We start from the raw sequence: 17,917 nt of genomic DNA on the forward strand, positions 1-17,917 counted from the left end.
AAAAGCCGAGTGGAACGCATTTTATGCCCGGCTCAACCGGTTGATCGCGCTGTATATCGATTCCGACAGTGAAGCGGGGAAGCTTGTCCGCCATCTCGATACGGAAATGGGTTCATTATTTACCTTCCTGCTCGAGGAAGGTGTTGACCCGACCAACAACTTCGGGGAGCGCATGCTGCGCTATGCCGTACTCTGGCGAAAACGCAGCCAAGGGACCAGCAGTGATAAAGGCAATCGCTGGGTGGAACGCATCGTTTCGCTCAGGCAAACCTGCCGCCTGCAGGGGAAATCATCCTTCCACGTCCTCGTGGACGCGATGGATGCTTTTTTCAAAGATCAACAGCCAGACCTGGAGTGGATCAGGGCGGCTACTTGAGGGGTACCCCCTGATCGGTTACGAATAATGGCTTCAAGAGAAGCTCGCCTATTCTGTTTCCTCCGTGAGAGCTTGAGACTTTAAATGTGCAAATCTTTAAAACCTTCCCTTTTTGCCCATTTGGCAAAGAATCTTCAGGCTTCCATATGAGAATTCCGGACAATGCTCCTGTTGTCGACCTGACGACATAAGCCTGCCTATGTTCTTTTTTGCACTTTACCAACCATTGATCGAACTGTTCGCCTCCGTAATCAGCCCGTAATGATTCAAAGATGGGGTCATCTGTGTCAATTTCATAGATGTACTGGGTACTGACGATTGGGTGCGGCGGAGGAGTTTTGTCGAACAGATCCTGAAGTAGTGTGACCGCATCGCTTAGAAGTAAGACCCGTGGCCCCAGGCCGAGAAGTTTTGCTTTTTTATGAACCCCAATATCTTCAGAAACAAGATAATCGACTAAGTCCCCCTGCAGGGCCGCCAAAAGGCAGTTATCCACCCAGTTATTTGAATTTTCTTCGGCCGGGGAGACAATAGATGAATCTAAAATCGTTGGAGGAGGAGGAGATGCAAGCACATTGTATCGTCCGACAAGAGTCGCTCGGAGCGCTTTTCTTTCGCTATCTTTGTCTTTGCCGATATCGACGGAGACTGCAGGGTGAACAAACAGTTTATTTCCAGATTTGGAGCACAGGCTGCAGAAATTGAGAGCTATCTCTGTATTTGCCTCTAAATCATATCTTGACGCAGGTTCAAGGGGGATCAATATGTTTGTATCTATAAGAAAATTCATTATAAATAATCAATTCACTCTATAGAGTTAAAAAATAAGATATTATCATTTCTGCAAGTTTTGGCAGGTATCTTAGATTATCCCCAGATACATCTAAAAATGTAATTGGAACATTGATTTCCTCTGCAACCAAACGAGAATGTTCGACCTCAGAATTTTGCAACTTTTCAAGTTGAGTGGTGCTTAAATTAGATACATTTTTATCTCGATTGATCAATCTGTTTAAAATTACAGAAGGAGCACATGTTATCATTACGATATAAGCAACATTAAGCTCCTTAAAAAGACGCGGGGCAATCGAACTCACTTCATACTCTTGATTATATAGGCAAAAATGGCCATCTAAAAGTACAAACGGACTGGTTGTCTTAAATTTAGCCAGTTCTTCAACCAGAATTGCCTGATTTGCGTCGATGCCAGAAATTGCCTTTGCTACACCTAATTCCTTACGACCTTTTATCAGACCACTTGCTGTAACGTGCTCACCGTCAATCATTGACGTAAGCCTGTCACAAAGATAACCCTTTCCGACTCCATGTACCCCCGCGACGAATACAATGCGCCTAGTTCTCACAATTTCTCCAACCTCTGCTACCTAATAGCATCCTAAACACTCTTAACTTTGTATCCACTTGTTCTGCACAAAGTCAAGTTACAGCCATTGGTTTTCATAGATAACTCTTCGTAAGGTACGTGCGGCAAAGAATGCCATCTCTTCAAGTTTTTGTTCTGTATTTTCTGGGTGTTGTATTAGATCTTCGTCATCCCAAGGGACATCTATATGAACCCACTTGTTGCGATACTTGCGAAGAATATGAAGATCCACTTTCAGAGCGTTATCAATAGGCGCTTGGTGGATCAATTCAACTAAGCGTTCATTTCCTGTTCTGGAATACTCAGACCGAAGATAGGTTTCAATACCCGATACGGATATTAAAATTGATGCTAAATGTGCGCCAGCACAATATGCCGTGTCTGCTTCACGGACGATGAACCTACACCACTCCGAGAGAATCACTCCGCCTTTTAGTAGCTCTTCATCGAGCTGGACAAGCAGTTCCCAATGATCTTCGTAGCTCATGGTAGCTAAAGGGAACATCTGCGGCATTTTCGCAGATGTTAATGTTGGAATTTAGTTTCGTGTCCCAGGAATTTACAGTGGTCGGTTTTGAGCCCTATTGGGGCCTCAATTTCATCTTAGTCAATATGTAGACGCGACATTTTTTATCCTCCAGCCATTCCTTGACAGCCACACACAGGATAAAGTAAACTTTACGCAATCTTGGCGTTCTTGGGAAGCGCATACCAATGGGTGTGAATTTTCCAAGGTTGCCAGAGAGGCTTATTGGGCTGGATGTATAATCCAGTGATAGGTCAACCTATTCATGGGTTCGAATCCCATACCTTCCGCTAAGGCCCGCAACACAAGCACACACTAGATTTGTGTGCTTGTGTTGCGGGCCTTAATGGTTTAACAATTAGCAGCCTCTTCATTGTCGAAATCATTTGTTGCTGAACTTTGTGACACCTCGTGGCTCTTTGTAATTCCCCCTTGTTCTTTCGGTTAAATTAGCAGGATTGTCATCATCGTAGAAAGAACCAGAAATATGTAAGATATGACCACTTTCTAGGCTGTTCATTAATGCAATTCTTATCTGCCGAGCGAGCCAACTATCCTGGTGTTTTCTGAGTCCCTCCGGCCATGTAGCCAATGAAGCCAGAACAGATGGATGAACTATACAGGTAGATATTGTCGAATCACCGGTTAAACCATTAAGCTGCACTTGTATATTCGCACCACCTCCCGGTGGAGGTTGCCTATCTATACGACAGCATTTAAGAGAGTTGATTGTACCAGCCTCGCCAAATATTCTGTCCAGCGTAAGTTGGGAAATGAGACTCCTTGCCTCGACTTTAGCCGCTGAATTTACCGATGCGCTTCCAGGATGGCCTGGTGCGGCACCTTTGTCTACCAACTTAACAGCCATTTTTGCCTGTAATCCTCTTTTCCCTGGATCAGTTATTCCTCAAAAAGTACGCTAAGAATACTGGGCAGACTACTTCTCCCTCTGTTATATCCAACGATGAAATAGCCTGCCGACCTACGTATTGCTCATCTTTTACAACGTTGCTATTTCCCGCAAGGTTTATTGACTTAACAGCAACTTAAGAAATATATTTGCTTTAACTATGCAATGATTACGACTTGACTGACTTTTGCAAAGTAATTGAAACTATAGAAATATACATATTAAATATTTTGTTAAATTTAATTTCTTTTACATGGCACAGTCCAATTTTTGGGTTAATTTTAAGATAATACACATTAGCTTCTGTTATTTTTGAATCACAACAAGCTGAAAACGTATCAACAACCGTTGCGTCATTTTTATGCCATGTCCAATCAAATATTTTATGCTCAGTTTTTAAGACATCACCGTTTTTCAATACAACATCTACAACAACATATTCACCTTCCACGCTGTAGATCCAAGCTCCTGTATAAATTATATGTATACATTCAATTTCACTGTTAATATTAATAGACAATTCATCATCAGTAAAACTGACTAGCTGTTCGCTTGCAACAAACGGTATATTTTTATAAAAAAATTTTCCAACACCAAACCATGATTGAAATCCTTGGCGGCGATCTCTTTGAAAAGGAGTTTCATAAGTTGAATTTGCGTAGTCACCTAAATAAATAGGAAAAAATTCACTTTCGCTAACGAGTTTATCAATTGCTCTCAACGTTTCAGCTTCAATATAACCATCTTCGTATTCCCCACATTTCTTCTGTAATATTTTTATTTCCTTAACTGTCTTTTCATCGTTCATCGTGAAATTCACATCGTAACCATGCATTACCAAAAATGGTTCATATTTGATTATATTTTTAAAGTTACTATTGCTGTATTTATATCTATGGTCAATTTTATTCTTACTATCATTATAATTTATATTTCCACCCAACTCTTTAATCAATTTTATATAAGTAGACTTATTTGGTTTTCTAAAGTCCAAATATTTTATATCACTAAATAAAGGAGGAACTGATTCATCGTTGTTCCCATACCGCAAAATCGGAATGAATTTTCGCCTATATCTACTCTGCGAAAGCTCTCTTGCTATAATAGAATATTCTGTATTTATACCACCAGTTCCTTTTTCTATTTTTTCACAATAACATTGCGTGCATATCATCAATACATGATCAGTATTTTTTATAGAATCTGACATAAATTTTGTTATTGCTTCACCAGAACGCAAATCTTCTTGGTCATATATAACATCAATCCCAGCATCTTCTAGACGACTAACCAAACTCTTAATCCATTTATTATGTTTTTTATCTTCATGCGTATAAGATACGAAAACTTTTGGAAGATTATCCATTTAATTTAAAATCCTCATCCGAAATTTTATGCTAACTTAATGAACAACGTTTTGAATAATTATAATTTTTAGTTTTACAAAACTGCAAAATTACATTTTCAATGAAGTTAAATAATCAACTAAATGTATAGACAATTGCTAATTATAAATTTATATTTGAATTTCAACGAGTCCATTTGGACAAAGTGAATCGATAGTATTTATATTTGGGGCACGTCTTTAATTAAATTTTTTTACTCCTCCCAATCTTCCGCAAGAAGTTGCTTGACCTCAGCTAAATTTTTCAAGCCAAACAATCTGATTCATCTTTTCCTCGATAACCATCTGAGGAATCAAATAGGATTACAACTCAATTACCCTAACAGCCTTTTTATAATCCCCGCCATCAGGCTCCACGAAATATTCTGCCCCACAGTCGGGACAAACGATTTTTAAGTTTTCACTTGGCCCTTTCACTTGTCCAGACTTGCCAAGTAAAGGGATGTTTCTTTGGCAATAGCAATGCCAGCTTGCATTATTGCCTGTTGCTACAGCTGTTCCGATAACACCATTATTTAATATGACGGGTATCTCAATTTGTTGCTGTGTCATTTCCCCTCACAGTTGCTTGTATTTAAGATGCTACCCACTGGCGAACTTCAGTTTTTTTTAGTGCCTCACATTCCCAAAGAATCATTCTTGTGATTTCTCAATATCATTCGCATCATTAGGGGCGAACTCGTTATTTGTGTTACCTTCAGCATTAGCTTTTTCGATCTTTGTCTCATCACTTTTGTTCTCCTCATTAGATCTAAGGGCTGCACTTGTAGCCTTAATCGCGTCTGACAAAGGGCCAAGCGCTGACGGGCCAGAGTATGAAAAACCTCGGACCACTGAGTTTAAACTCTCGCAAGACATCTGCAACAGGACGTTGAGTATTGCCGAAAACGCTTTGGATCGTTGTTGGATACTTTCAGCTTTTTCTCCCTGCATTTCTAGGAAATACCGCACATCACCCACTTTGGGAAGAATCTCCTTATTGTCAAATTTAGAAGCAAAATCCATCAGTAGGGCTTTTTGTTCTTTTGGCACATCCAGGCGCTTGACTAAATTTTCAGCATTTGGTTTCTTATAAACACGTGCGCGGGCTTGCCGAGAAGTAACACCAGACGCTGCCTCGTTGTTAATATCCTCAAGAGCACATTTAACCTCATCGTGGCCCCATTCCTTTACGAGCACGGAAAGTAACTCCCTGAGCAGCCGCTGGTTCTTATTTTTTACTTTACTTGTAACAGTCATAATACCTTTCTACAGACCAATTTGATCGAAAAATTCATTTGCGAAATAACGAAACATCACAGCATTTCCAGTATAACTGTGATCACCCCGCGTGATCTTTGGGAATCCGCGTGAAAATGGGATTTCGTTATTAAATATTCGCCACCCATTTATCAGCGCTTCTGACTCAATATCCCCAAGTGCTCTTTTTTTCTCAGGACCACCATTGTTACCTCCATCATAAAAAGCATTATTGATCACGATACCAGACACATCGATTCGGTGCCCTCGATTTTGTTTTCTGAAAGAAGTCAATGATTCTTGCAATAACGGAAAACCAATGGTGGCGAAATACTCTGGTTTTACCGGAATCAAAACTAGCCGGCTCGCATGGTACGCTGCTCGCGTTAAAATCGATTCAGTTGGTGCGCAATCTATGATTATCAGATCTTTTTTCTTGAAATTTTTAGCAAGAAATCGAGCGAGAACCCTTGGATCTGGGCGCGCCGAGTCGATCAAGTTGTCAGAGAAATCAAACCTTGATGGAATTATTTGTAGCGTATTATCCCCAATCGTGGTGATCGTCTGAACTACGCTATTATTTGTAAGTCCTGTCGGACCTCCTGTAGATGCCGAAGGTGGTTGGTAGCCATTAAACAACTCGACGACTGAGGGCCATTGTTCAGACAGGAATTGATTGTAGCTATAGTGCATTAGCGCCTGACTCAAATTTGCCTGTGGGTCCAGGTCTATGGCCAACACGTCCTTCTTGCGATTAATTAGTGCTTCCCTACATAAGAGCGTCGCAATTGTAGATTTACCGACACCTCCCTTTAAATTAATAACGCAGACAGTAATTGGTCCGTCCTTTCTTGCCATAGAACAACCTCGTTATTTAATTTTTATTGTATGTACTAGGTCAAAATAAAAATTCATTCACATTTGTGTAAAATATAGTTGGGTTTAGCAGACCGATTTCTCAAATACAGAACAGTTCTATTCAGCTTTATCAAGCATTTCCGCTCTCTTTCACTTTCCAATATCTGGATAATGCTGGCATGTTTTCTTGTCTGGATTAATAATTGAGAGATTGCTCTGAGCTTTCTATTACCTAAAATAATACTGTGCACGCTCAGAGGTTGATCGCTTACTCCCTGTTTTCCAATCGATGACGTTGTACGTTCCTGAGTCATTGGGGAACTGAAAGTAGCGCACGCCATCTTCATAAAGGCGATATTTGGCGTTACCGACCTCGGCAATTACCTTTATTGCATGAATTTTCTGTGTATTACCAGTCCAGTCGACCTTTAACGTTTTGCTGAAAAATCCATTGAGCTCGGCTCGAGAGACATTTCCATACATGGTGTTTAGGACAGTTACAAAAGTGTCCGCATAACTGGCAGTAGGAGCCGGGTATCGTTCGGTGCTTCGTGGCGTGGAGATTGGAGGCGAAGAAGAAGAGGAGGATTTTGGTGGTTTAGTTGATGAAGGTGGGTGATTGCATTGTCCGATGAGATAGAGCACAAATATGATTACTACGCTCCATCCCAAACAACCCATCGGCTTTCGACTGGGCGAGGGCCTGGACGATTGACTGCTCGGATTTTCTTTATTGACGGGTTCACCGCAATGTGGGCAGGTTTCCGCATTTTTCGAAATGGGCAATCCACAAATCGAACAATCAATAAGATCGGAACTGCTATTTTCGCTCCTGGGATCGATGAAAAGATTATCCGGTGGATCGATTTCCATGATACGGTCAATGGAAATAACCTCACCTGTTTCGGCATCTGCTATGTCACCCAGTATTCGATCGACTCGAAAGGTTCGCGCCTCTTTCCTTAAGAGGCAATAGCCGTTGATGTACCATTGATCTGAAAACAAAAAACGTACAGGTTCTTTAACTTCCCTCGAGGTACGGCTTTCCCCTGCATCTTCATAGTCAAAAGCAATTAAAGACGGTCGTCTATTTGCGTATTCCATTGATTCCGGCCACCCATTCCAGTCGAAGCCGGTCAGTCATTCCACGTGATCCCGGCCACTCATTCCAGATGATCGCGGCCAGGTAATCGGAGCGAAGCGACGCTGTTATTTATCCCTTACCTCGTCGTTGCCGTTTACGTCAAGTTTGCATTCTTTTTTCTCATAGAATCTCCGTTAAGTTTTATTTTATGTGCGTTGTGCACCAGCCTGTCGAGAATGGCATCGGCAAGCGTCGGGTCGCCGATCTGTTCATGCCAGAGGTCAATCGGCAACTGACTGGTGACAAGGGTTGATTTTAACCCATGACGGTCCTCGAGTATCTCAAGCAAATCGTGTCGTTGTTCCCTGTTCAGTACATCGAGACCGTAATCGTCGAGCACTAGCAAATCAGCCTTGGCAAAAGACGCCAGCAGTTTCAGGTACCGGCCGTCACCTTTTGACAAGCTCAGATCCTCAAAGAGCTTGGTCATTCTCAAGTAGAGGGTGTTGAACCCTTCCCGGCATGCTTTTTGAGCAAAGGCACATGCCAGGTTGGTTTTGCCAACGCCGGTGGGTCCAGTGATTATTAAGTTGTTGTGCTCTTTAATCCATTCACAGCCAGCTAGTCTCATGACCAGTGATTTATCCAGGCCCCTCGGATGGCGGAAGTCTATGTCTTCTATACAGCTTTCCTGGCGAAGTTTGGCTTTTCGTAAACGTGTATTCATTCTTCTGGATTGCCTGACGGCCATCTCGCGATCAAGCAGGAGACCTAGCCGTTCTTCAAAGCCCAGGTCGTCCAGGGAGTTCATCTGCATCTGTTCATCAAGAGCAGCCGCCATGCCGGTGAAGCGTAGGGTAGTCAGTTTCTCAAGTGTTGGATGAAGCAGCATTGTTTTCTCCTTTAATGGATTGTAGTGTCGTAGTATTCAGGACCCCGGATGTTATTGTGCTTCAGGGGTTTGCTGTTATCTTCTTTACTTCTTAGAGGCTTTTGGTCCAGGCCGTTTTTGAGTATCGATTCTATGCTCCGGTAAGAGAGTGCATTGATCTGCAGAGCACGGTCGCATGCTGCTTCGAGTCTTGGTTCGCCATAAGATTTACCTAACCGTAAAATCCCCAGCAGAGTCCTGTAGGCCTGCTGTGGATGTGCCCTTTGAACCAGGAGTGTTTCTGTGAGCACCTTTGTTTGTGGGCCGATTTTTGCCGCCCATCTGGTAAATCTTTCGGGAGTCCATTCCGAGTACTTCTGATGCTTCGGCGGCATATGTTCTCTGATGGTTGTATGGCGGCCCCGGGACTGGTTGCGGAGATGGCTTGCTACCCGTTGATTTCGGTAGAGACATTCCACCGTTGTCTTGGTGTAACGGACCTCCAGTTGCTTTTTTACCAGGGTGTATGGGACAGAGTAATAGTGGCCTTCCACCTCCACATGATAATCGAGGTGGACGGTGACCTTTTTCCAGTAGGCCATTTCGTATGGCGCTGCAGGAAGCGGCTTCATTGCCGGTTTGTCTATTTCAACAAAGCGACTCTGTCTGCTGCCGGGAAGCTTTTTGAAAGGCTTGTTGTTGAGGATGTCCAGCAGCCCTTTTATGGCCTTGTTGAGCTCTAAAAGGCTGAAGAAGGTGTGCTTTCGGAGTCGTGCCAAAATCCAGCGTTCTACCAGCAGGACGCCGGCTTCAGCTTTGGCCTTATCCCGTGGTTTTCTGACCCGGGCTGGAATGATCACAGTCTGGTAATGGTTGGCCAGGGCGTGATATGTCGGGTTGATATCCGGTTCGTAGCGACAGACTCTGCTGACACCGCTCTTCAGATTATCGGGAACCACCGCCTCCGTAACACCTCCACAAAAAGAAAAAGCCCGGACGTGAGAACCTATCCAGTCTTCAATCTGTTGGCTCAACGTGGCTTCAGCGTAGGTGTAATTACTGGCACCCAGGACAGCGACGAAGATCTGCGCTTTATGTATCTCTCCGGTTTCCCCGTCAATTACATCGACCGTTTGTCCGGCATAATCGACAAACATTTTCTCGCCTGCGCGGTGCTCATGACGCATCACCACATCCAGCCTGGCGGCCCAGCCCCGATAATTATGGCAGTACCAGCTGTACTGGTAGCCGTCCGGATGCCGTTCTTTGTATTCTTGCCACAGCAGGTTTAAAGTTACATGTTTGCGCGACTGTAGTTCTTTATGGACTTCATGGAAATCAGGCAATAACCCCGAGCTGTTTCGCGGTGTCGGAGGCGGAAAAAGTAACTGCTCAAGAGCGGTGTCGCTCAGCCCTTCGGGAAGAGGCCAGGTGAAGCCTCCATTTCTTACTCGCTGGATATAATCGCTGACCGTGCTGCTGCCAATCCCGCAGCTCAATCCGATCTCACGGTTGCTTCGGTTTAATTCGTATTTGAGGCGCAATACCTCTCGTATCTTTCGCATAGATAACCTCTTGCCTGGCATGAAACCCTCCTTGATAAAATCATTATAAAAAGAGGTCTTCTACCATTTGGTTCTATGCGTCGCTACTCTCCGAAATTGGTGGCCGGGATCATCTGGAAACCGTGACCGGGATCCAATGGAATCGGTGGCCGGAATGAAATGGAATCAGTGGCCGGGATCAAATGGAATGGGTGGCCGGAATGGAGTGGAATCACTGGCCGGGATCATCTGGAATACTCATCTATTTGCGTTGGCGCGTTCTTGCTCTTCCGCCCATCGTCTTTCCCGTTCTTTTTCTTCCTCCTTCTCCTGCTCTTTTTTCAGAAATACACGTTCGGCCTTTGCGTAAATAACACCGCATTTGAGGCATTCTTCCCCATCGTTTTTCTCTGCGCCGCATTTAATGCAATGAGTGAAGGAGTCTGATGGTGGCATGGTTTCAGTGAAAGGACGGTCTACTATTCTATCTTCTTATTTTCATATTCCATACATCCTAATAACCGAAACGAACCTGCAGCGCGGGAGAGACAAAGTGCAATATTTTTTAACAAATACCAGGAAATACTTAATGCTTTATTCACCAATTAGGCAACATTACCCATTTATCGTATAGGTAATTTCACCCGAATCATGCAATAAATTTGGGACCTGCCCCCGATTCTCCGATGAATATTGCTCAAAAAAACTATTGATCGTCGAATTCTTCCTCTTGATATTTTTGGGTCAATTTTTTCGAAATATTTTCCATCATCTTTGCCGCTGCCAGCTCAAGTATATCGTCAGAATAACTTTGCGGCCTGATGAAACCGGCCTCTTTGAATTTTTCCAGTGAAAATAAAAAATTGAGATAGGTATCTAGACGTTCAAGGCTCGTTGATTTTCTCTTCAGTTGCTTTTTGAAACTTTCCTGAAATTTTTTGATCTCTTCCTCGGCTGCCTCTTCATCTACGCTGTCCATAAAAAGAGCTGCAAATTCATTTTGGCTTAATCTGATTTTCTTGAGCCAACTCTTTATTTCCGATTGTTTTCTGGAAACCTCATCCAATTCCATGCTCTGTCCCCATTTGTCCCCGGTGCCCCTTGTATAGTCTCCTCAAGCTGGGAGGCTAAAAAAAATTCAGGAGATGAATATGACTAAAAAAAGCAAAAAGCGCATGACCATGAAGGATGTCAAGCGGATTGAAGAAGCGACGAAAAAAACTCATGGAGGTCAAATTCCTGAGAAATCTTTCGCGAGAAGAGCACGGGTCGCCGCAACTAACAACGATAATTAATTATACGACTTGGAGAATAAAATGCCTGATACATCAAACATGAGCCAAGAAGAACTCGATGTATGGTCCGATATCAACAACCCCAACAATGAAGCGGATATGGACGATTGGGCAGATGTTCATAATCCAAACAATGAGGATTATTTAGGCGATTAACCAAGCGCCTCCCAGCCTTGGGGAGCAGGCATCGTGCCTGCTCCATTTCTATTTTTCCACAAAACCGGCTGCATAAAGACTAAAAGCTTCCATGAATGCTTTTTGGTTTTTTTGAAATTGCGGGTAGGAAATTTCCTCTTGAACCTGTTCAACCGCATTTATGCACGCATCCCTTTTCTTGTTGAAAGAAATCCGACTCATTGGCGAGTTATACGACGTAAGACATTTATCAACGAGAGCATATTCGATTTTGACAGGATACCGTTGGTATTCAACAATGTGTGAATCCTTATAGTATTCATATCCATGTGAGATTCCTACGCCCATTGCCACGAGCAGGGCTCCTGGGATTAATGTTTTTTTAAACGTATATTTTTCGAGGGATTTTTGACAATGGACACAGACTGTTCCATTTGATATCGAAACTTCATTTTCTTTATAACATTTTGGGCAGATAATCTTCATTCTTTGCAATTCGTTACTTATTTATTAAGTCAATACCTCTTCTCTTTAGCCACAACCACACCGATGATTCTGAACTCTACACCGGTCATATCCTTGATTGGGTAGCGCGCATTCAGCGGTTTCAGGAAAACACTTGATCCATCAAGCACCAGTTGCTTGAACGTGGCTTCCCCTTCCCCATTCTTTGCGATCACATACGTGCCGTTAACCGCATCGCGGCCTGGATCCACTGTGATGATTTCCCCCTCGATAAATTCGGGCTCCATCGAATCACCATGAACCACCAGGGCAAAGGCATTCGGGTGCTTCGCAACCGTCGTATTGATCCATTCTTCAGCGAATCCTGGTTGAAAATGGTCTACGGCCTCGCTCCAATCTCCGGCTTAGCCCCTGAATATGATGGCACTCGACTTAAAATGGGAACGGAATTGGTGGTTGACCCGAATTTCCGCATCTATCCTTCATAGAAGCTGACGGTCGTCCTGATCTGATCGGTAAAGTCATAGAGCTCATTCAGGCTATCGATTGGCATCCTTGTCTCATTCTTCTGACCGTCAAATATGCCTATATATTTTTGCTGAGAATTAAAATGTAAACGGCAGATCGGCTTTCGATTATTGTTGTCCAGCAAAATGCCGCAATAGCTTTTTGTGTCTCTCATTGCCACCCTTTCGATATCAACAACAGGTCTCAAAATTGCGCGAACAATATAGTAGCCTTCCATCTCCTCACCTGTGGTCACTATGCCCTTGGCTGTCTCTTCTACGACAGGCTCGTCAGGTTGCTCTTCGTTTGTATTCTGTTCAGGCAACTGGCTCTCGCTTGAAAGCGCTGACTTTAACCGTGCATTGATCTGATCATTGATGACGGCGTAGAATGCTTGTTTCACTAGCGGTGTGAACTGTTCGATGATGATCTGGGTTTTCATCCCAGTGTAAAAGTCTGCCAAAACAAGACGAACAAAATCTTGATCAGGCGATTTTAGCTGATGCTCTAAATAGCCCTTTATTTCACGAGTATATTTAAGATTACTAGCGGTTGAGAGCATTTGATCGAGCTCGAAGGACGATTTGGTAAGTTTTTTGAGCTCAGGGACAAGCTGTTCGTCAAGATCAAGAAGATCGATCTCCATGAACGGCTTTTCATCCATTATATTTGGTTCATCTAGATCAGCAAAAATTTGGTATTTGTGCCCATTGGTGAGCACGCCGATTCTTGCTGCAGTAACGTGAAAATAGCGTCTTAGTTGAGCGGCATGGTTATCGCAGAGGTCAGCGTTGCAACACTTACACTCGATCAGCAGTGATGGCTTTCCTTCTACCATTATTGCATAATCGATTTTTTCTCCCTTTTTGCTGCCCACATCTGCTATGAATTCAGGGACAACTTCAGTCGGATCAAAAACGTCATAGCCGAGGGTTTGAATGAACGGCATCACAAAAGCCGTTTTTGCAGCCTCCTCCGTCTGAATAGCTTCTTTTTGTTTATTAATCCTTGAGGCAAGTGATACGAGTTTATCTGCAAAATCCATACGACCCCCCTTCTTCATATATTAAATATTGCTTAGTACCTTTTGCGTTTTTCCACCACCACACCGACTATTTTGATTTGAATTCCTGTCATATCCTTAATTGGATAACGGGCATTGAGTGGCTTCAGATAGACGTTACTGCCGTTAATCACTAATTATTTGAATGTGGCTTCCTCGCATTCTTACCGATCACATAACTACCGTTGATAGCATCACGACCTGAATCTACAGTAACAATATCTCCTTCCAGGAACTCAGGTTCCATCGAATCCCCATGGATGACTAGGGCGAATGCGTTTGGGTTATTCGTTTCTGTCGTCAGCACCCAATCCTCGGCAAATCCTGGTTGATATGGGTCAAACACATCCTGCCAATCACCAGCCTGCACACAGGCATCCAATGATCTTGGTATTGTTTATCCTATGGGGGTGGTGAGAAACTGGAAATTTTCCAGTAAAAGGTAGGCCAAGCAGGAGCGATCTTAGGGATTTCTTTGCCGCAGGTTGGGCATGGGAGGAGTTTTGATTTTGACGTTAACTTGGTTTGCCTTTTTTTCAAAAGGGCTTCAACCCAGTTATGGATTGGATGGCAATTGGGGTACTCAGGCTCAAGAGCTAGCTCGGCTCCACAGTTGACGTATTTATACATCGCCCCCTCCCCCTAATCTCTTGCGGATTTTTCTATAATGCCAGATTCATCACGACCGTTCGGAATACCACAAAATCAATAGTTAACCTGTAGCACGAAGGAGACAAAGTGCAACTTTTTTTTACAAAAAACAGGGAATATTTGCCGTATTATTTGGCAATTAAGCAACATTACCTATTCATTTTACAGATAAGTTCTTTATGTGAGATATGAGGGAAGACAGATCCATTTACTGCATCTGCCAAGTGTCAACCGGCAGCCCGGAGTGCAGAATGGTGCTATTTAGCCTTATCCAATATTTACGATCTTTTTCGTATTCCAATATCAGGACGATGACTACACGCCGGCAGGGGTGTTGACCTGCGGCTACGGCTCGACCGGAAAGGATATCAAAAAAACAACGGTCTGAACCAAGCAGCAAGCAGAGGAGTGGATGCGGGGTGATGCAGAAAAATTTATGGTGGCCACTAGGCCAGCTCTGTCCGGCACTGCTTAGCTGCCCCGGGCCGAACGATCAGAACATCGGAGCCATTGCCGATTTTGCCTACAACCTCGGGGCAACTCGTTTAGCCGGCTCCACCTTGCGCAGGAAAATCAATGCCGGCGATTTTGAGGGAGCACGAGCCGAGCTCAAGAAATGGGTTTGTGGCGGAGGCAGGATACTGCCCGGGCTGGTTCTCAGACGGGAAGCCGAAGCGGCGGCGTTGAGAAGATGGAGTAGTGGAAAAAAAGAAAAGCCGTAGCTTAAATGCCACGGCTTTCAACATGTGTCAATTAGTGTCAATTTTTACATTTTGCTCAATTGACTAACCCATTGATTTTATGGTGCTCCAGAGAGGATTCGAACCTCCGACACCAGGATTAGGAATCCTGTGCTCTATCCTACTGAGCTACTGGAGCATTGGTGATATGATTTGTAAAACCGATGACCTCGTCAGCTGGAAGGGACGAAAAGGCCAATCAGGCGGCTGAAAATACCCATTTCAGTGCCAGCATGCAAGAAATTCTTCTTCTTTTTGGACTCAGGCCGACTCGCCATCGGCAAGAAAATTCTGCCCGTTGAAATCTGGCTTATCGTAGCCAAAATTAACGATGCAGTTACGGCCCACGCTGACCTGGGCTGGAATACGAGCCTCCTTGCCCACAAGCGAGATGCCGGTGTAGAGGTGTTTGGGGTACGCTTTATTGGCCTCGGTCAGGTTTTCCCCTTTGCCAATCACAGCCCCCTTGCCCACATGCACCCGCTTATCAAGGATGGCCAAATCGACCTTGGCCCCCTCCTCCAGCACGCAGTCTTCAAAGATGACGGAATTGCTGACCACCGCCCCCTTCTTCACCTGCACCCCCGGCGAGAGCACCGAGTTGATCACGGTTCCCTCGATGACACAGCCTGCTGAAACCAGCGATGAGGAGACATTGCTCCCACCAAAAAAGCGTGCCGCCGCCCGATCCATGGGACGCCCGCCATATTCCGGGTTGGGATGTATCTCCCACTCCTCGGGAGAGATCCCCGAGTTCTCCCGAATGATGTCCATATTGGTTTCCCAGTAGGACTGAATTGTGCCCACATCGCGCCAGTAACCATAAAAGGGATAGGCGTAGACCCGATCCTCGTTGATTGCCCTTGGTATGATATCCATACCAAAATCGCTCTCTTTGCGATCACGCTCCAGGATCTTCAACAGGTACTTGGTATCAAACACGTAAATACCCATGGAGGCGAGGTTGGTCCGCGGCACCTGGGGTTTTTCCTCCCAGTCGACAATACGATTCTCGTTATCGATAATACCGGCACCAAACTGATGAATCTCGGACTTGGGCACCACCATCATGCCAATGGTTATATCGGCCCGTTTATGCTGATGGTACGAGAGCATGGCATCAAAATCCATGCGGTAGATGTGATCACCAGAGAGCACCACCACCTGCTCCGAGGGATTGGCCCGAATAAAATCGATATTCTGACGAATGGCATCGGCGGTCCCTTTATACCAGTCGGAATCCTGCTCTCCGGTGCGCGGCGGTAAAATCTTGACTCCGCGGGTCCGTCCGGTGAAATCCCAGGCCGAGCCGTCACCGATATGGGCCATCAACGAGAGCGGCTTGTACTGGGTGAGCACACCAACGCGGGTCAGGCCCGAATTCATGACGTTGGAGAGGCTGAAATCAATAATGCGATAGATACCGCCAAAGGGAACCGCTGGTTTTGCCCGGTGCCCGACCAGCAGATTCAACCGGCTGCCGATACCGCCTGCCAGCAGGAGAACCAAAGCGTCGCCACTTTCTCTCATCACAGTTCCTCCCCATCTGCAAGCCGTTTACTCTTGGGCCAACGATCTGCCGGAATACGTGGGTTCACCCGACAACCGCAACCGATCTCAAAACCTTCGGGAATCGAATTATTCCAGCCAATAACACTGGTCCGGGGCTCTCCATCACATTCCGGACGCCCGATACGCACATTCCGGTTGAACACGGTATTCACATCACTGACCACCCGATTGAGCTGCACATTTTCATGGATGATATTGTCAAAGAAGATGATCGAGTCGTTGATCTCAGCCCCCGGCATAACGTGCACGCCGGGAAAAAGGATGGAGTTGCGTACTTTGCCCTCAACAATACAGCCGTTGTAGGCCATGGAATTCTCCAGCCCCCCCTGGGGACCTATCTTCAGGGGCTGCCGATCGGCGATACCGCGATGATGCAGATTGGTGCGCACGCCCCAGGCTTCCATATCAATTTTAGGCTTTGCGCCCAGGAGATCCATGGAGGTCTGCCAGTACTCGTCGATTGTGCGGGTATAGCCCCAGTAGCCTTGAAATTTATAGCCGTAGACCTTGCACTGTTCGCGCATCATCATGGGGATGATATCCCGCCCGAATTCATACGATTCACCGCTCTGGTTCCTTTTGAGCATCTCAAAGAGAACCGAGGGACGAAAGCAGAACACGGTGAGCGAAGCCCAGTTTCCTTTGGGATCGGAGGGTTTTTCCTCATACGAAATGAGAGGTCCGCCCTCTGCAAAATCATCACTGATTTCGGCCACACCAAAGCGCGAGGCACATTTTTGATCTACCTTAATAAAGGCAGCCGTGAGATCGGCATCGTGCTCGTTATGGAAGCGGATCATCTTGCGATAATCCATCTGGTAGATGTGATCACCGGAGAGAATCAGGACAACAGAGGGACCGTAGTACTGGATGAAATCAAGATTCTGGTAGACCGCGTCGGCACTGCCGCGATACCAGTGGGGATTCTCGTAGTCTTTAAACGGCGGCAGGATCGAAATGCCACGATTCCGCCCAATCATATCCCAGGCAGCACCGGTGCCGATATGATTGATCAGGGAATAGGAGCGATACTGGCTTAAGATTGCGATCCGTTCAATGCCCGAATGGAGCAAATTGGAAAGGGGAAAATCGATAACGCGGGAAAATCCGCCAAAAGGCACAGCAGATTTAGGCCGGTAATGCGTCAGCACACCCAATTCATCGACGCGGCCACCCGCCAGGATCATCGCCAAGGTCGAGGGTCTGTACATAGAACACCGTGTTGCTGGAAGGTCGGGCCGCCACTGCAACCACTGGGTCGAGGAGCAGGCTCAGACAAAGAAAGAGTTGCG

Annotated in this window: 21 protein-coding genes, 2 tRNA genes and 1 pseudogene; 6 read left to right on the forward strand and 18 right to left on the reverse strand. The window is 45.1% G+C overall.

Going from position 1 to position 17,917, the window contains the following annotated elements; genetic code table 11:
• On the forward strand, positions 1 to 376 hold a 376-nt coding region (locus JWJ90_RS10465; protein ID WP_205227173.1), incomplete at its 5' end, for an IS66 family transposase.
• Here the strand turns inward: JWJ90_RS10465 and JWJ90_RS10470 are convergent.
• The 3 genes from JWJ90_RS10470 to JWJ90_RS10480 form a co-directional block, all read right to left on the reverse strand.
• A complete protein-coding gene (locus JWJ90_RS10470; protein WP_205227174.1) occupies positions 369 to 1,166 on the reverse strand; it encodes a PIN domain-containing protein in 798 nt (265 codons plus the stop codon). The genes JWJ90_RS10465 and JWJ90_RS10470 overlap by 8 nt on opposite strands.
• A 19-nt stretch (positions 1,167 to 1,185) precedes the next feature.
• The gene (locus tag JWJ90_RS10475; protein WP_205227175.1) at positions 1,186 to 1,740 is read right to left on the reverse strand and encodes an AAA family ATPase; all 555 of its coding nucleotides are present in this window, start codon (positions 1,738 to 1,740) and stop codon (positions 1,186 to 1,188) included.
• 78 nt (positions 1,741 to 1,818) lie between these two features.
• On the reverse strand, positions 1,819 to 2,247 hold the full coding sequence (locus JWJ90_RS10480; protein WP_205227176.1) for a hypothetical protein: 429 nt from the start codon (positions 2,245 to 2,247) through the stop codon (positions 1,819 to 1,821).
• Positions 2,248 to 2,491: 244 nt separating this feature from the next.
• Between JWJ90_RS10480 and JWJ90_RS10485 the strand changes: the two genes are divergently transcribed.
• Positions 2,492 to 2,576: transfer RNA gene (locus JWJ90_RS10485), tRNA-Ile, on the forward strand.
• 789 nt (positions 2,577 to 3,365) lie between these two features.
• Here the strand turns inward: JWJ90_RS10485 and JWJ90_RS10490 are convergent.
• From JWJ90_RS10490 to istA, 7 genes are all read right to left on the reverse strand, one after another.
• Positions 3,366 to 4,562 (reverse strand): toll/interleukin-1 receptor domain-containing protein, encoded by a 1,197-nt coding sequence (locus tag JWJ90_RS10490; protein ID WP_205227177.1) that lies wholly within the window; start codon positions 4,560 to 4,562, stop codon positions 3,366 to 3,368.
• A 342-nt stretch (positions 4,563 to 4,904) separates the two neighbouring features.
• The gene (locus tag JWJ90_RS10495; protein ID WP_205227178.1) at positions 4,905 to 5,153 is read right to left on the reverse strand and encodes a hypothetical protein; all 249 of its coding nucleotides are present in this window, start codon (positions 5,151 to 5,153) and stop codon (positions 4,905 to 4,907) included.
• An 81-nt stretch (positions 5,154 to 5,234) separates the two neighbouring features.
• A complete protein-coding gene (locus JWJ90_RS10500) occupies positions 5,235 to 5,840 on the reverse strand; it encodes a hypothetical protein (protein ID WP_205227179.1) in 606 nt (201 codons plus the stop codon).
• A gap of 9 nt (positions 5,841 to 5,849) precedes the next feature.
• Positions 5,850 to 6,698, reverse strand: a complete 849-nt coding sequence (locus JWJ90_RS10505) for a ParA family protein (protein ID WP_205227180.1) — start codon at positions 6,696 to 6,698, stop codon at positions 5,850 to 5,852.
• A gap of 228 nt (positions 6,699 to 6,926) precedes the next feature.
• Positions 6,927 to 7,802: a WYL domain-containing protein gene (locus tag JWJ90_RS10510; protein WP_205227181.1), complete on the reverse strand. Its 876-nt coding sequence runs from the start codon at positions 7,800 to 7,802 to the stop codon at positions 6,927 to 6,929.
• A gap of 134 nt (positions 7,803 to 7,936) precedes the next feature.
• Positions 7,937 to 8,674: an IS21-like element helper ATPase IstB gene (istB, locus tag JWJ90_RS10515; RefSeq protein WP_205227182.1), complete on the reverse strand. Its 738-nt coding sequence runs from the start codon at positions 8,672 to 8,674 to the stop codon at positions 7,937 to 7,939.
• Positions 8,675 to 8,685: 11 nt separating this feature from the next.
• Complete coding sequence (istA, locus tag JWJ90_RS10520; RefSeq protein WP_205227183.1) at positions 8,686 to 10,239, reverse strand: IS21 family transposase; 1,554 nt, start codon at positions 10,237 to 10,239, stop codon at positions 8,686 to 8,688.
• Between the two features lie 138 nt (positions 10,240 to 10,377).
• On the opposite strand from istA, the gene JWJ90_RS10525 reads away from it, so the two are divergent.
• Complete coding sequence (locus JWJ90_RS10525; protein ID WP_205227184.1) at positions 10,378 to 10,644, forward strand: hypothetical protein; 267 nt, start codon at positions 10,378 to 10,380, stop codon at positions 10,642 to 10,644.
• 259 nt (positions 10,645 to 10,903) lie between these two features.
• Here JWJ90_RS10525 and JWJ90_RS10530 read toward each other — a convergent pair whose 3' ends face one another.
• On the reverse strand, positions 10,904 to 11,269 hold the full coding sequence (locus tag JWJ90_RS10530; protein WP_205227185.1) for a hypothetical protein: 366 nt from the start codon (positions 11,267 to 11,269) through the stop codon (positions 10,904 to 10,906).
• Between the two features lie 79 nt (positions 11,270 to 11,348).
• Between JWJ90_RS10530 and JWJ90_RS10535 the strand changes: the two genes are divergently transcribed.
• Together JWJ90_RS10535 and JWJ90_RS23570 are read left to right on the forward strand one after the other, a co-directional pair.
• A complete protein-coding gene (locus JWJ90_RS10535) occupies positions 11,349 to 11,492 on the forward strand; it encodes a hypothetical protein (RefSeq protein ID WP_205227186.1) in 144 nt (47 codons plus the stop codon).
• 21 nt (positions 11,493 to 11,513) lie between these two features.
• Complete coding sequence (locus JWJ90_RS23570; protein WP_275889101.1) at positions 11,514 to 11,648, forward strand: hypothetical protein; 135 nt, start codon at positions 11,514 to 11,516, stop codon at positions 11,646 to 11,648.
• 48 nt (positions 11,649 to 11,696) lie between these two features.
• Here JWJ90_RS23570 and JWJ90_RS10540 read toward each other — a convergent pair whose 3' ends face one another.
• The 4 genes and pseudogenes from JWJ90_RS10540 to JWJ90_RS10555 form a co-directional block, all read right to left on the reverse strand.
• Positions 11,697 to 12,113, reverse strand: a complete 417-nt coding sequence (locus JWJ90_RS10540; protein WP_205227187.1) for a hypothetical protein — start codon at positions 12,111 to 12,113, stop codon at positions 11,697 to 11,699.
• A 29-nt stretch (positions 12,114 to 12,142) separates the two neighbouring features.
• Positions 12,143 to 12,484 (reverse strand): annotated as a pseudogene (locus JWJ90_RS10545) (LexA family protein); the annotation flags it as partial.
• An 83-nt stretch (positions 12,485 to 12,567) separates the two neighbouring features.
• On the reverse strand, positions 12,568 to 13,644 hold the full coding sequence (locus JWJ90_RS10550) for a type I restriction endonuclease (protein ID WP_205227189.1): 1,077 nt from the start codon (positions 13,642 to 13,644) through the stop codon (positions 12,568 to 12,570).
• A 151-nt stretch (positions 13,645 to 13,795) separates the two neighbouring features.
• A complete protein-coding gene (locus JWJ90_RS10555; protein WP_205227190.1) occupies positions 13,796 to 14,032 on the reverse strand; it encodes a S24 family peptidase in 237 nt (78 codons plus the stop codon).
• A 703-nt stretch (positions 14,033 to 14,735) separates the two neighbouring features.
• On the opposite strand from JWJ90_RS10555, the gene JWJ90_RS10560 reads away from it, so the two are divergent.
• The gene (locus JWJ90_RS10560) at positions 14,736 to 15,035 is read left to right on the forward strand and encodes a lysozyme (protein ID WP_205227191.1); all 300 of its coding nucleotides are present in this window, start codon (positions 14,736 to 14,738) and stop codon (positions 15,033 to 15,035) included.
• 80 nt (positions 15,036 to 15,115) lie between these two features.
• On the opposite strand, the gene JWJ90_RS10565 is transcribed toward JWJ90_RS10560, so the two are convergent.
• The 3 genes from JWJ90_RS10565 to JWJ90_RS10575 all read right to left on the reverse strand — a co-directional run bounded on the left by JWJ90_RS10565 (position 15,116) and on the right by JWJ90_RS10575 (position 17,836).
• A tRNA-Arg gene (locus JWJ90_RS10565) sits at positions 15,116 to 15,192 on the reverse strand.
• Positions 15,193 to 15,314: 122 nt separating this feature from the next.
• Positions 15,315 to 16,583 (reverse strand): glucose-1-phosphate adenylyltransferase family protein, encoded by a 1,269-nt coding sequence (locus JWJ90_RS10570; RefSeq protein ID WP_205227192.1) that lies wholly within the window; start codon positions 16,581 to 16,583, stop codon positions 15,315 to 15,317.
• Positions 16,583 to 17,836 carry a glucose-1-phosphate adenylyltransferase family protein gene (locus JWJ90_RS10575; RefSeq protein WP_205227193.1) on the reverse strand — a complete coding sequence of 418 codons (1,254 nt, stop codon included), beginning with the start codon at positions 17,834 to 17,836 and terminating at the stop codon, positions 16,583 to 16,585. The genes JWJ90_RS10570 and JWJ90_RS10575 overlap by 1 nt, the downstream gene beginning before the upstream one ends.
• Positions 17,837 to 17,917: the final 81 nt, after the last annotated feature.

It is taken from the genome of Desulfobulbus rhabdoformis, assembly GCF_016919065.1.
Lineage (GTDB): Bacteria > Desulfobacterota > Desulfobulbia > Desulfobulbales > Desulfobulbaceae > Desulfobulbus > Desulfobulbus rhabdoformis.